Source organism: Flexilinea flocculi, from assembly GCF_001192795.1.
Lineage (GTDB): Bacteria > Chloroflexota > Anaerolineae > Anaerolineales > Anaerolineaceae > Flexilinea > Flexilinea flocculi.
In genome coordinates, this window is record NZ_DF968180.1 from 351958 (window position 1) to 366639 (window position 14682).

General features: G+C 41.7%; 13 protein-coding genes. 11 read left to right on the forward strand and 2 right to left on the reverse strand.

Annotation, left to right across the window (positions count from 1 at the left end; genetic code table 11):
• Positions 1–52 precede the first annotated feature (52 nt).
• Both ATC1_RS03605 and ATC1_RS03610 read left to right on the forward strand, forming a co-directional pair.
• Positions 53–2056 (forward strand): hypothetical protein, encoded by a 2004-nt coding sequence (locus ATC1_RS03605; RefSeq protein WP_236688109.1) that lies wholly within the window; start codon positions 53–55, stop codon positions 2054–2056.
• A gap of 277 nt (positions 2057–2333) precedes the next feature.
• A complete protein-coding gene (locus tag ATC1_RS03610; protein WP_062278460.1) occupies positions 2334–3083 on the forward strand; it encodes an NBR1-Ig-like domain-containing protein in 750 nt (249 codons plus the stop codon).
• A 59-nt stretch (positions 3084–3142) separates the two neighbouring features.
• Here the strand turns inward: ATC1_RS03610 and ATC1_RS03615 are convergent, their stop codons facing one another.
• A complete protein-coding gene (locus ATC1_RS03615) occupies positions 3143–3553 on the reverse strand; it encodes a rhodanese-like domain-containing protein (RefSeq protein ID WP_062278462.1) in 411 nt (136 codons plus the stop codon).
• Positions 3554–3793: 240 nt separating this feature from the next.
• On the opposite strand from ATC1_RS03615, the gene ATC1_RS03620 reads away from it, so the two are divergent.
• The 9 genes from ATC1_RS03620 (at position 3794) to ATC1_RS03660 (ending at position 11696) form a co-directional block, all read left to right on the forward strand.
• Positions 3794–4666, forward strand: coding sequence for a TrmH family RNA methyltransferase (locus ATC1_RS03620; RefSeq protein WP_062278464.1), 873 nt, complete (start codon positions 3794–3796; stop codon positions 4664–4666).
• 14 nt (positions 4667–4680) lie between these two features.
• Positions 4681–5343 (forward strand): hypothetical protein, encoded by a 663-nt coding sequence (locus ATC1_RS03625; RefSeq protein WP_062278466.1) that lies wholly within the window; start codon positions 4681–4683, stop codon positions 5341–5343.
• A gap of 323 nt (positions 5344–5666) precedes the next feature.
• Entirely contained in the window at positions 5667–6455 is a 789-nt protein-coding gene (locus ATC1_RS03630) for an electron transfer flavoprotein subunit beta/FixA family protein (RefSeq protein WP_062278468.1), read from the forward strand.
• A 10-nt stretch (positions 6456–6465) separates the two neighbouring features.
• Positions 6466–7644, forward strand: coding sequence for an FAD-binding protein (locus tag ATC1_RS03635; protein ID WP_062278470.1), 1179 nt, complete (start codon positions 6466–6468; stop codon positions 7642–7644).
• Positions 7645–7654: 10 nt separating this feature from the next.
• Positions 7655–9058 (forward strand): FAD-binding oxidoreductase, encoded by a 1404-nt coding sequence (locus tag ATC1_RS03640; protein ID WP_062278471.1) that lies wholly within the window; start codon positions 7655–7657, stop codon positions 9056–9058.
• Between the two features lie 224 nt (positions 9059–9282).
• Positions 9283–9834 (forward strand): phosphoribosyltransferase family protein, encoded by a 552-nt coding sequence (locus tag ATC1_RS03645; RefSeq protein ID WP_062278473.1) that lies wholly within the window; start codon positions 9283–9285, stop codon positions 9832–9834.
• Positions 9835–10107: 273 nt separating this feature from the next.
• Positions 10108–10713, forward strand: a complete 606-nt coding sequence (locus ATC1_RS03650) for a TetR/AcrR family transcriptional regulator (RefSeq protein WP_062278475.1) — start codon at positions 10108–10110, stop codon at positions 10711–10713.
• Positions 10703–11164: a DUF6530 family protein gene (locus ATC1_RS03655; RefSeq protein ID WP_062278476.1), complete on the forward strand. Its 462-nt coding sequence runs from the start codon at positions 10703–10705 to the stop codon at positions 11162–11164. Before ATC1_RS03650 ends, ATC1_RS03655 begins: the two co-directional genes overlap by 11 nt.
• Entirely contained in the window at positions 11148–11696 is a 549-nt protein-coding gene (locus ATC1_RS03660; protein WP_062278478.1) for a cysteine hydrolase family protein, read from the forward strand. The genes ATC1_RS03655 and ATC1_RS03660 overlap by 17 nt, the downstream gene beginning before the upstream one ends.
• Positions 11697–11948: 252 nt before the next feature.
• On the opposite strand, the gene ATC1_RS03665 is transcribed toward ATC1_RS03660, so the two are convergent.
• Positions 11949–14567, reverse strand: coding sequence for a hypothetical protein (locus ATC1_RS03665; RefSeq protein ID WP_152024213.1), 2619 nt, complete (start codon positions 14565–14567; stop codon positions 11949–11951).
• Positions 14568–14682 lie beyond the last annotated feature (115 nt).

Genomic DNA, 14682 nt, shown 5'->3' on the forward strand with positions numbered 1-14682 from the left:
GCAAAGAAAAGATTTAATAAGAAAAATTTTTTTCAGTTTGATTCTGTTAATCATGACAGCAAAAAGCTGTATTTCAATATACGAACGTTATGTTGAATTTCTCCAAAAAGGAAGTATTGTTGTTTCTTTTTTATTTATCGTATTTGTCACAGTCTTTATGCTTGTTTTTTTCGGGATACTCCTGTGGAAACCGACGTTGCTTCAGTCAATTTTCCTGTTGAAGTCCAAATCCATTCTCTTTCGGCGAATTGCTGCAGGTGTGATCTGTTTTCTTCCCATTTATCTGTTTATCTTTCATCGATGGAATGAACCGTATCATGCCCAACCGATTCGAATCTTTCTGTATGTTTCTGCGATTATTCTCAGTGCATGGGTACTTTCGCATGAGAATCGCGTTACAATGGGAGCCTTGGTCTCAGCCAGTCTATGTTTCAGCGTTCTGTTTGCGTTATGCAGCCAATTTCGCGATGTGAATAATTATCCATTTAGTGTCGGATGGTCGGAAGGAAACCGGATGTGGGATTATTCTGTTCTCTTCGGAAAAAAGTTGTATGATTGGCCTCAGGATCAGACCATTCCTGCCTATATTGATGTCGGCAGACAAAGTTTATGGGGAGTTATTTTCTTATTGCCGCGTGTGTCCATCGCAATGATGCGCGGGTGGAATGATTTTTTATTCACCCTGCCTTATGCTTTACTGGGATGGATTCTGCTTAGAAAAACAGAAGGACTAAATCAGAAGTACCATTTTGCCGCCGGTTTATGGGCGATGTTATTCTTAATACAAGGTCCGATCTATACACCCCTTATTCTTGCTGCTGTTCTGGTGGCAATCGGCAGAAGATTTTCGGCTGTTCCTGCCATTTTGTTGACATTTCTTGCAGGATATTATGCCGTAATGTCGCGATCCACCTGGGTGGCGGCGCCGGCAGCTTTTGCGGTTATGTTGGCGTTTATTGAGCAGCGGCGATCTTATGATCTTCACCCCGGGAAACGTTGGCTCCGATCGGTTCTGGTGGGTTTCGCCGGTTTGTCAGGCGCCGTTTGTTTTTTGAAGAAAGATTCTGTCATGAACTTTCTGCATAAAATTGCAGAATTCGGGACGATAATTGCGCAAGGATCTCAGGATTCTATTGAAGCGGTATCTCAAACTGCTGCAGGAAATGCTCCCGCGATGCTTTCTCCGGAATGGTTTCAATATTTTTTGACACGGCAGCCATTGTTATGGAACCGTCTTTGGCCGAATGAAACGTATCAACCAGGAATTCTGCTTGGTTTGCTGATGGCAATTTTACCGCTGACAATCATCCTGATCGTTTGGACAATCCAGAAAAAATGGAATTTGGATACGTGGCAGCGCTTATTGTTGATTATCGGACAAAGTGCCTTTTTGGGCGTTGGAATCCTGATATCCGTCAAAATTGGCGGTGGGTCCAACTTGCATAATCTGGACATGTTCCTGCTCGGATTATTGATCATCGCTGCTTTGGCATGGGAGGCCGGCATGGGACGCTGGCTGGCAGAGAATATTCGTGCAGAAAAATGGATTAGTCTATTCGTTATCGCAGCAATATTACTTCCCGTTTTTCAGGATGCCATGCATATTGAACCGAAGAAGTATCCTGCTGCGGAAACGACAATGGACGCCGTTGAGAAAATTCAACAATCTGTTGCTGCTCATGCAGATGGGGAGATTCTTTTTATGGATCAAAGGCAGATGCTGACATTTGGTCTGGTCCCCAAGGTCTCTTTAATTGCGGACTATGAGAAAAAATGGATGATGGATGAAGCGATGGCGGACAATGGACAGTTTTTTCAACCCTATATTGAAGATCTTAAAAGCCATCGATTTGATCTGATTATCAGTGAACCGCTTTGGATCAAATTTCAGGGGGAAGGGCTGGATTTCAGCGAAGAAAATGACCTTTTCGTCAAATGGGTCTCTATTCCAACCCTTTGTTATTATGAACCACAGGAAACTTTTTTGGACCAGGGAGTTCAAATATTAGTACCCCGTTCACAGGTTTTACAACAGGAGGGGGTTGTTTGCCCGTAATTCGGATTGGAAACTTCTGGATTTTTCATACTTTCAAATTGGTGTTTCATCAACCTGTGAAAACTTTTTATGGAATATCTTCCTGTTAATCAAGTACTTGAAATATTGACTTGCTATTCGAATTAATCGGGAAAACCTGATTGTTGTGATGTTTCTGTGCTTCGCGCAAATACATCACAACAACATGGAAGCCGCCCCTAACTTTGAATTGATGCCGGTTCGTGGATTCTGAAACTAATTATTATGATTATCGTTAATGGAGAAAGGAGAGGAATTTATGGGAAAAAAGAAAATTATTTACGGAATACTGTTTTTTATGACAGTTTTCAGTATTCTCGGTTTCACAACAGCAGGACAGATTGAAATCAAACCGGTTCAGACTGCAACCCCGATGGCAAATATTTCACAAGGAGTGCAAAATCAAATTGTGTTGGCAAATCCAACCCAGACGCCATATATCATTTATGTGGTCGTAACAGCAACTCCGGAAAGTCAATCCAGTTATGTTCAACCCCCTGTGGCAAAAGTTCCAGATGGTCAATGCGTTGTCCAGTTGCCTGATGGTTCCACCTGTACAATGGGTTTGGAAGTTGTCTCCGAGCCGACTTATGCAAGTGGAGCAAAAATTGCAGAGGGAGAAGTCTTTTACAAAGAATGGGAAGTAAGAAATACCGGAACCTGCACCTGGACAAAAGATTATCAGTTTGAATTTCAGAAAGGCTGGCAAATCGGCAGCACCCGTTTTAATCTTCGCAAGGAAACCGCGCCTGGAGAAACGGTTAATGTACAGCTTGGAATGACGGCATTATTAGACCCGGGTGACCAATATTACAGCACGTATGTCTTAAAAAGTCCTACCGGTGTTGAGTGCGGCGAAATTACATCCAAATTTACTGTGGTTAGCGGTTATTACACTCCGACAAAAAAGCCGGGACCGCCAAGGCCTGGCCGCCCCGGACCGGACGACCCTTATTGCTACTGGCTTCCGGGAGGTGAATGCTATCCATGGCATCCGTGGAGACCCTGATTGTATGAAAAACGAATCTCACAAGTAGTCAAAGTATCTGCTTGTGAGATTTTTTTGATTTATTTCTCTATTTCGTAAGGCCAGTCAATAATTCCGCCAAGATCGTATAGATTCTTATAACCTGCATTTGATAATGCCGTCGCTGCCTCAGCGCTGCGTCTTCCTGAACGGCAATAGACAACGATGGCACTGCTTTCTTTATCAAGTCCCAGATCATTTACACCTTTGACAATGCCGGACAATGGAATGTTCACAGCGTTGGGAATATGTCCCTCTGCATATTCGTATGGTTCACGTACATCGATCAGAACATAAGATGAATTATTGCCAAACAGCTCTTTTGCTTTATCTGGCAATAATTTTTTTATCACAGGGGTTGTTTCGGCAGTTGGAGTCCATGATTTCGACATACATGCGCTAAGAAGCAAAACTGTTGCAGCTAATAGAAAGAAAGTCAAATATTGTTTCATCGTTAATCCTCAAGATTCCAGTTTTTTTTACCCTTGTTATCAGCATTTTTAAAATACTAAGAGGCTAATCCGTTGATGTGATGTTTTGTGCTTTGAATAAAAACATCATAACACCAAGTTTTTCCCGATTGATTCGAATAGCAATTCAATATTTCAAATTAATGATTTAGATGCAGTTGAAATAAAAAAGTTACAGTAAAATTTTAAATCGAAATAATCGATCTATTCGTGAAAGACGCTTTGAAATTTCAATCAGGCGATTTTTCATTTACTGTTTCTCAATTCATGCTGTCATCAAAAGAAAGAGCTTTTTTCCAAATATTCATCATGATCACATCCAGTCAAAACCCAAGAATTCAACAGGTTCGTAAGCTAATCGCACAGAAAAAAGAACGGGATGAATCCGGTTGTTATGTTTTAGAGGGTGTTCGTCTGATAGAGGAGGCGATGAAAAAGAAGGAACACTGTCGCCTCCTGCTCTATACAGATCCGCTTTCTCCCAGAGCTGAAGCGCTCGTCCGATCATTTGTGGATCAGGGTGTTGATACGGAGGAAATTGCTGCGCAGTTGATGAAGACCATCTCTGATACGGAGTCACCGCAAGGCGTTTTGGCTGTGATGGAGATGACCAAGCCGGTCATACCGGATAAGCTCGATTTTATCATTATTGTGGATGCCATTCGCGATCCGGGGAATCTTGGTACAATGATTCGCACGGCGGCTGCGGCTGCGGCTGACATCCTGATTCTTACTCCCGGCTGTGCTGATCCGTATGCGCCGAAAGTGCTGCGCTCTGCCATGGGAACACATTTTATGATTCCGATGGTTCAGATGGACTGGGGTGAAATTGCAGCGAAAATGAAAACCATCCCAGATTTACAGGTTCTTGCTTCAATTATGGATGGTGGAAAATCCTGCTGGGATTATGATCTGTGCAAACCCACGGCGTTGATTATCGGTTCAGAGGCGAATGGGATTTCTCGGACAGCGCAAGATATTTCTGATGGGAAAATCTTTATTCCAATGCCTGGCAACATTGAATCCTTAAATGCAGCGATGGCTGCCGGTATCTTGATTTTTGAAGTAGTGCGGCAGCGAATAAAGAAAGATTGATAAAGAGATAAACGATGATGATTCAATCGCAAATGTGCGTCAGTTCTGAAAGCGAAAACCGAAAATTCAGCAAAACGGATTATCTGGATATTGCTGTATATGGCAGACTCCAGGCAGATGGGACTCTGCAGCCAATTGTTTTTGAGCTGTTAGGAAAGGCACGTGAGCTGGCTGATCAAACGAGCGTAAAAGTCTCTTTGGTGATGATCGGAAGTCACATCAGCAGGTATGCGCGTGATTTGTTCCGCTATGGTGCGGATCGCATTTTTGTTTATGATGATCCTTTGTATGAAAACTTGAATTCCGATATTGCACGCTCAATTCTTGAGCACTTTTTTGAAAACTATAAACCTTCAGTCATGCTTTTTGGCGATAATAACGGCGAAAGTGACACAGTCGAGTCTGTATTTCGCCAGAATAAAGCGGCTTTTGCTTGTCGGCAAGCGATTTTTTCGATCCGTTCGAATAAGGATTTAGATTTTTCAAATGATTCTCAGCATCCAGAACTGGTTCATATCTCTGATTTCCGTCCTCAGCTTGTTTCTGTACCTGGCGGAATTTTTCAACCTCCAGTTCCGAATCTTTCCCGCAGAGGGGAACTTATCTTATGCGAACAGCCATCGAATCTGAGCCATCAGGAGAAAAACACGACTTATAAAAAACTCCTCGATGATTAGTCTCTTAAGAATTTCGATTTGCCGTAAGTGTTGATATTCGCTTTCTAATAATAAAATTGAGAGCATTTCCATCTAATTCATAAATTCGAAGTTTGAAAAAGCTTTTTTTAGCAAAAAAGAGATCTTTTTGGTGTGTTGTTGCGCTTTACACAACGAGAACACACCAACAATTATTCCATCTCATATATGGGATTACGGCATCGATTTTCAGGTATTCCGGTTCGTACAATCCAAAGATACAATAAACAACAATCATCAGTAATTTCGGTTTTATCAAATGAGAATCAACAGCCTGTTGAATTCGCAGGCAAGGAGAGAAATGAATGAAAATCCTGATTTGTATCAAACAGGTTCCCGGTACAACGCAAGTTGATATTGATGAAAAAACCGGCGTTCTGAAACGCAGTGCGGCTGCAGCCAAGATGAATCCCTATGATCTGTTCGCCATAGAGACTGCGCTGCAGATTCAGGAAAAATATGGCGCTGAAACAACCGCTCTGACGATGGGACCTGCGTATAGCGAGGCAGTTCTACGGGAAGCTTTTTCGATGGGGATTGATCATGGGGTACTCTTGACGGATCGCATTTTTGGAGGGGCGGATTGCCTGGCGACATCCTATGCATTATCCCAGGCTGTCAGATTTTTGGGAATGCCTGATTTGATCGTTTGTGGCAAGCAGACAACCGACGGGGATACGGCGCAAGTTGGCGCTGAATTAGCGGAAGCGCTTGATCTTCCTCAGGCAACCAATGTCCTGGAAATTATCGATCTGTCCGAAAAAGCGATCGTTGTAAAGAGCGATTTGGGAAATTTCACACAGACTGTAGAAATTTGTTTACCCTGTTTGATCACCGTGGAAAAAGATATTTATGAACCTCGTCTGCCATCTTATAAACGGAAAATCAGTACCAAAGATAAACCGATACAAATCTTGACCTTTGCGGATATGCCGGATCAGGATAAGAACCATTACGGGTTGAATGGATCTCCGACACGCGTTGTCCGTGTTTTCCCGCCGGCTCATGAGAAAGAAAATGAAGTTATACAAGGTTCGCCGGATGAAATTGCCGAACTTCTTTTTCAGAAGTTAACCCGGTTGAAAGTGATCTAAAGGAGGATTTATGGCAGGAATTATTGTTCATCCTGAAAAGATTATCTCCTATGCAGATATAGAAAATCTATGTCCGTTTGGAGCGATCGAAGTCTTTCCGGATCAAACTGTGCAAATCAATGCTGGTTGTCGTCTCTGCAAGGTGTGTGTGCGGAAGGGACCGGAAGGAGTCTTTGAGTATCGCGAGGAAGTCATATCGGCAGCGAATAAGGCAGAATGGCAGGGTATTACGGTTTACGGAGAAATTTGCCCGGATAAAACCGTGCATCCGGTTGCTTATGAGTTGCTTGGCAAAGCGCGGGAATTAGCGGATAAAGTCGGTTGTAAAGTCTGCCTGCTGTTGATTGGAAATCATTTGAATCAAAATTTGGAGGATTTTTTCCATTATGGCGCGGACACAATTTTTCTATATGATCACCCGATTCTGGAGGATTTTCAGGTTGAGCGCTATGCCGGAATTATGGAAGATTATGTGGCAAAACAAAAACCTTCTGTAATTCTGATCGGAGGTACACCTTCAGGACGGTCTTTAGCTCCCCGAATTGCAGCGAGACTGAAAACCGGATTGACTGCTGATTGTACGCAGTTGGATATGCAGCCCAATTCAGATCTGGATCAAATCCGCCCTGCTTTTGGCGGAAATATTATGGCTCATATCCGCACCCCTTATCACCGACCGCAGTTTGCGACTGTTCGTTACAAGATTTTTTCTGCAATGGAACCGGATCTCTCTAGAAAGGGAGACCTGATCTTTTGTGCACTTCCGGAAAAATTGCAATGCCGGAGCCGGCAGCTCGAAATTGGAATCAAGCCAAAAATTAAAAACATCGAAGATATGGATATTCTGGTTGTCGCAGGCAGAGGGATCAAGAAAAAAGAGGATCTCGCACTGTTGCGTCGCTTGTCAGAGCGGCTCGGTGGAGATTTGGCATGTACGCGTCCGTTGATTGAAGCTGGCTGGATGGATGCAAGAAAACAAATTGGTTTAAGCGGCCGAACGGTCAAACCTAAGTTATTAATTGCTTGCGGAATTTCCGGATCGGTACAATTTGCCGCTGGAATTAAAGCCAGTGAAATGATCATCTCTATCAACACGGATCCGGATGCAGCCATCAATCAGATTGCTAATATTGCAGTCATCGGTGATCTTTATTCTGTCATTCCGGCACTTCTCGAAAAACTTGGATAAGGAGTTGAATATGGAATATAAAAAGATAGACGAAGCGGATATCGACTTTCTGCGCAACGTCTGCGGAGAAGACCAGGTTGTTCTGAGAGATAACATTCTTGACGATTTTTGTCATGATGAAATGCCGGGTCAATTTTCTGCTCCGGATGTGATGGTTTATGTCCAGGATGTTTCTGCGGTGTCCCTGATTTTGAAGTATGCCAATCAGAAAAAGATTGCTGTAACTCCTCGCGGACAGGGCACCGGACTGGTCGGTGGCGCCATTCCATTGTTTGGTGGAATTCTGTTGAATCTTTCCAAAATGAACCGCATTTTGGAGCTGGATGAGAATAATTTTACACTGACGGTTGAACCGGGTGTCCTGATTATGGATATCTATGAATATGTAGAAGCACGAGGATTGTATTACCCGCCGAATCCCGGGGAGAAAAGCGCCAGTATCGGTGGCAATGTTTCAACGAATGCCGGCGGGATGTCTGCAGTGAAATATGGCGTAACGCGGGACTATGTACGCGGGCTTGAAGTGGTGACTGCCGAGGGTGAAATTTTATCGCTTGGTGGAAAAATCGCTAAAAACAGTTCTGGTTACTCTTTGGTGCAATTGATCACAGGTTCAGAAGGTACTCTTGCGGTTGTCACAAAAATCATTCTGCGTCTGATACCTAAGCCGAAATTTTTGCAGAGTCTGTTAATTCCCTTTGATAATCTTCCGGCAGCAATCAAGACAGTTCCGGAAATTTTCAAGTCAAAAATCATTCCGCGATCTATCGAATTTATGACACAGGATATGCTGAGCAGCAGCGAACAATATCTTGGACGCCGATTCCCCGATCATAGCGGCAATGCATATCTGTTGCTTGCATTCGATGGCAACAGTCTGCCGGAGATTGAAAAAGAAAGTGATCAAATCGCAGAATTGTGTATCCTGCATGGCGCAAAGGATGCGTTTCTCATCGATACAAATGAGCGCAATGATGCTGTTTGGAAACCGCGCAGTTCCTATCTTGAGATTATTAAAGCCTCTACCTCGGAAATTGATGAATGCGATGTAGTTGTGCCGATTGATCGCGTCGCTGAGTTTGTGGAATTTGCCCAAAATTTGGAAAAAGAATGTGGTCTGCGGATTCGTTCCATGGGACATGCCGGTGACGGGAATCTGCATATTTATGCTCTCCGCGATAAACTGGATCAGAAGCTTTGGAAAGAAAAAATCGATCATTTGTTTGATCGTTTATATTCTCACGCTTCGGAAATTGGCGGAAAAGTGTCCGGAGAACATGGCATCGGAAGCGCCAAATTGCCCTATCAATACCAAATCGAGGGGAAGGCTGTCATGCAGATGATGTATCGGATTAAGCAGGCGTTTGATCCCAATGAAATTCTCAATCCCGGAAAAGTGGTTCAATATAACTGAGCATTCATTTGTGGGTTATTTAATCGACAGGGTAAGTACGAATTTCATTTGGATGCAATCCTTGGAAACATTCCATTTTTTCTTAATAGGCTTCTTTAAATTTTGAATTTCAGGTTCGAAATTGAAAGAGGTGATTCGTGGTATAATGCATGCGTTAACCGTCTCCCGATTGGCTAACAAAAGAAAATGGATTTTCCGAAAGGAAATGGAGTAAAGAGGACTCTATGAATGCTGATCATTATGAGATCGAAATCGCAGGAATCAAACGGTCGCTGCCGTTATTTGAAGTGGCGCCGGGTATTCGTATCGCGATTTTAAATATATTAGGTGATACGGAATTAGTTGAAGCGTGTGCATCGGAAATTGCAAAAAAACTGGAAGGAATCGAGTTTGATGTTTTATTTACTGCAGAATCAAAAAGCATTCCTTTTGCGCATGCATTATCTGTTCGAACCGGGAAACCTTATGTTGTTTGCCGGAAAAATTACAAATCTTATATGGGAAAAGCATTGGAATCAGTTTCCAATTCCATCACAACACAGCAGGACCAGCGTTTGATTTTGGATGAAAAAGACATTCCATTGATCAAAGGGAAGAAAGTTGTCATTGTGGATGATGTCATCAGTACTGGTTCAACGCTTCATGCGCTGACGACATTGCTGGAAATGGCAGGCAGTAAGCCGGATTATATAATTGCATCGATTCTTACGGAAGGTGCTGAAGATGATTGGCCGAATGTAATTTGTCTTGGCCATCTGCCCGTTTTTAAAGATTAATAAAAATCGAACAAGATTAAAAAAGGTTCCGATTTTAAATCGGAACCTTTTTCTTTTATAAGCAGCGATTCGAAAAATAGACTTGCTATTCGAATCACTCGGTAAAAATTTGTTATTGTGAGGTTTTTACGCTTCGCGCAAAAACCTCACAATAACAAATAATCCTCCTCATATTATGAATTGCTGTTTAAAAAGAATTGACATTTGTTAGAAAGTGCATTAACATAAAAGCGACATTAGTGTCGCTTTTATGTTAATGATTGGATTATGAAAATGACTCCAAAAGGGAATTTAACCAAAAAAAATATACTGAACCAGGCGATACACTTATTTTCTCAAAAAGGGTATGCTTCCGTAACGATGGAGGATATTCGAGAAGCAAGCGGTTTGAGCCGCGGGGGTTTATATCGATATTTCCAGTCCACAAAAAAAATCTTTGAAGAAATTCTTATTAACGATAAAGATCAAAATGAGCAAGCATTGAATGATGCGATTGCTTCAGGTGTGCCTGCTGGAAATTTGTTCCAGTTTTTTATCGAACAACAAAAATCAGCGATCTTGAATCACAAAGGAAAATTCAATGTAGCGGTATATGAATTTTTCCAAACAGAACCAGAAATGATGGAATTGATGAATGATCGATTTTCAGCCGCAGTGCGAATGCTGAAAACGTTGATTGAGTATGGAAATCGGGATTACGGTTTTTCTGTACAGAATACGCAAGAAACAGCCCGATTTGCCGTGTTGTATCTCGAAGGAATCATTAATGCTTCCGCTCTAATGCCAATGTCAGAAAAAATGCTGGATGAGCAGTTTGCAATATTGTATTCCATATTATTTGAAGGCAAAAAGGTACAAAAAGTTGAAAATGAAAAATAATCAATATTGTCCGATCGTTGTAAGCGATGATTATCAAAACGTGAATGCGGATGGAACGGCGGAGACTGAAGTGTCTCAAATCTCAGTCGGGTTCACCAGGCATGAGCAAACAAAGGGAAATGTTCTTTCTGTCAGGATCCAATCTGAAACAGAAATCGAAATTCCGCTCCATCAGTTGATTGATTTGACGATTCTGTTTTGCCAAACCAAACTTTATTTTCAGGATGCATATCGATTTCCAAATTACTATGATCCGGAAAAAATGCAGATCGCACGGATCGGTCTTCAGGGTGATGCGATGACGGTTGCAATCGATAAAAGCAATTCGATGCTGGATCATGACATCAAGGATTTTGCTGATCAGTTATCCAAAGAGGATGAGCGAATCAGTGAACGTTTGTTTGTCCTATCCCGTATCCTGAAGGAAGCCGGTTATGACTCAAAAAATTGAAAATCGGAAAGCTTTAATCGTGATCGATATGCAAATCATGCCGTTTATCTGGAAAGATTATCATGGTAAGGCGATTTATCGTGAGAAAGAATTATTGGAACAAATAAAAATGTTGATTCAGAATGCACGAGCGGCAGATATGCCAGTCTTTTATATCCTCTATACAGAGAAAGGCGAATCCCATCGGGCAGAAGGAAAACCTTTATGGCAGGTTCATCCGGACATCGTTCCGGGAAAAAAGGATGTGCTTGTTGTCAAATATTTTGCCGATTCCTTCTTTAAAACAGATTTGGAGCCACGATTACGAGAATCTGAAATCAATAAATTAGTTCTGTGCGGAGTTCAGACAGAATACTGTGTTGATACAACCTGTCGAAGTGCGTTGTCCCGTGGATTTGAGATCGAGTTAGTTGAGGATGGTCACAGCACCTATGACTCCGAATTCCTACGAGCAGATCAAATTATTCAGCATCACAATCAGATATTAAAACAGTTTGCCGACGTCATACCGGCAAACCAGATTCAGTTTTAACATTGCGATAGATCAATCGATGTTCTACAATGCTGTCAATAAATCGGTTCAGTATCATTTTTTAAGAATTAACACACAAAAAGGTATTTTTTCTTCTCTTGAAAATTCATATTCCTGATGGGTATCCAGTACTTCGAAAAATAAAAGGAATTATTGTTATGCTGTTTTTGCATGAAGCGTGAAAGCGACATAACGATAATTTTTATTGATTGAATCGCAAGGCTTGTTTCTATTTCAAATTGTTGTCGGGGATTAATCGGAAAAAATAAGCGGTTTGCCCTCTGAATCGATCATTTCGGGGAAAATCAGCCAGCTGCCTTCAAAATAACCGTTATTGCTTTGCGTACCGATGACCAGACAATCGGCGCTGTTTGGGACAAAATCCGGTGAGGAATCCATAGGAATAATAACGTTGGTGTTTTCCTGATTCAGCAGAATGAATCCCAGCCGGTTAAAATCTCGTACCTCGTAAACAGTCCATGGATTCGCGCTGGTTAAACCCTGTCCTGCTTCAAAATAGCGCGGGTAAATTGTTCTACCGTTTTTGATAAGCAGATTCTCCTGATTGACTTGCTGCAGTATGGATAGAAAAGGTTCTCCGTACTGAGCAGCCATTTTTTCTATCGTTTGCGAATTCTCGGATTGCGATTTTTGCACTATCTGGACGGGAATCAGATAGGGCAATGAGACAGGGAGAGACCCGATGAAGATGAGTACAAGAAATAGCACGAACGGTTTTACATATCGAAAGCCCGATTTTCGGAGAGCAGAGCGTTCTTTTTTTAGAATGACCGCTTGTGAATTTTGATTTGATTTGAAATTCTTGAATAATCGTTGAATCACCTCAATAAATCCGGCTGAAAAATAAAAATAATAAATCCAGTCGGCGGGTAAAACAAATCTCCAACCGGAATATCTGCCGGCTGCTACCGTGAACATATAACATGAACTGAGGAAAAAGGGTAATAATCCAATCAATCCATGGTTATTGATACTGGCAGCAAATCCACAGGCGATAAAAACCGCAAAAAACAAAAGTGAAAATATGTTTTGATTGGATATTCGCTGTGTTACCTGATGATACGAAGTATCCAGTAAATCCTCCGCAGTCAGATCGAATGACAAACCGGCAGGCAAAACGAGCCAGGAATCAATCTGATTCTTAAGAAAGTGATTCGAAATGAAATGCAAAACGTAAAACGGTTCTTTCAAAATGAACTGGATAATATGGTTTTCTTCCTGATTTTCTGATTTATCCTGATTATCCAAATGATTCTGCGATGGAATTACTTCGGCAGGGTTGGAATATCGCCTGGCGATTTCTGAGCCGTGAATATCGCTATCTTCCAGAAATAACGTTCCATTCACGGAAATGCTGCGAATCAGAGCCGGTGTCAGGACTGCAAGCAGTGTGATCGAGAAAAACAGCAAAGAAACGGCTGTTTTCCTATGGAACTTTTTTCTTTGAAACAAAAAGAGTAAGAAGATCAATGGAAAAAACAAGAAGAATTGCGAACGAATTAAGCTCACCAATCCGAGCAAGCCTCCAGCAAGGATGGCTTTGTTTTTGGAATCCGCATTTTGATACCATGCAATGCAAGCTGACAGGAAAAATAAGAAAAAAAGCATGGTTGGTAAATCGGATAGGAACATTTTAGAATTGGATACACCGTAATGAGGCGCTAACAGCAGCGTGTTATATTCCCTCAATATCGCAATTCCGGCCGTCAGGAGACCAGCGCCAATAGTGTGAAGTTGTTTTCCGATCACGAATAACATTGCCGGGATCAATGCCAGGAAGATGGTTTGCAAATCGATTGTCAGGAGGATATTTTTCTTTGAAATCAATTGAAATAAGGCCAGCATGGCAACATAGAACTGGCGGGAAACGACACTGTTCTTAAATCCCAATCCACTGATCAGACTTTCCGACCATAATCCAAAATATGCCGCATCTGAAGCCGGATAGGGTACATGATTTGGCGGTGTGATTTCCATGAAATAGCTGTGTTTCAGCACTTCTGATGAGGATATGGATGTCCAAAGCAGTGATGCGATCATCCAAATCAATATGAAAAACAGGATGGTCTGAAATCTTTGCGGGATTTTATTTTGAAATATGCGCGCGATGGCTAGTAGAGCGATACCGGACAAAAAAACTGCAATCAATTCCCAATATTGAATAGTCATTCCGTTTGGCTGCCAATCCAACGGATCCGGTGTAATTCCCAAACCGGTAATTCTAATAATCAGAAAGATGCCTACTTCAATCAGAAAAATCTTAATCGATCTTTTCAACAGCATATCATGAGAATCAGCGATTCGTAACATGGATGGAATTATTTGTGTTTGTGTTGTCTTTCCGTTTTTCTCAAAAGGATTCTCCATATTTCGAATTACGGCAGAAGAATCGAATTTTTCATCCTTTTCCGATTCGATACGCTGCAAAAGCAGGATCGATTGAATCGACAATACGATGATAAACAGAGACAGTGGGAGGAGTCTTTGATAATACAGCCGATAATCTGCTGGATTAAGAAATCCGGTATATAAAAGAATAGAGGAAAAAAGGAAGAAAAGGAAAACACAGAACCGGATCAAGATTCCATGTACCACATTCCTTTTATGAAGATTGTAAAAATACTGCTGCACTTTTTTCGATGAAAGGTTCCATAGAAGACCTAATAATGCCGCAGAAAGGCTGAAAAACAGGAATACAATCATCAAGAAACGCGAGAAAGAAAATCCGAGAATGAAACTGTCTGTATCCTCTTTTTGGATGGACGCAAGCCAAAAAATTGCCGCACTTGCTTCCAGTGCGGACAGTGCAAAATAAGAATTGACGAATTGTTGGACACGCCTTGTTTTCATTCTGTTCATTTCTGGCTTAATTCTAATGCTGATCGAATGAATTTTTTTAACCGCCATTCGAAATATAGGGGTAATTTGATATTGTGATGTTTTTTGCATGAAGCGTAAAAACATC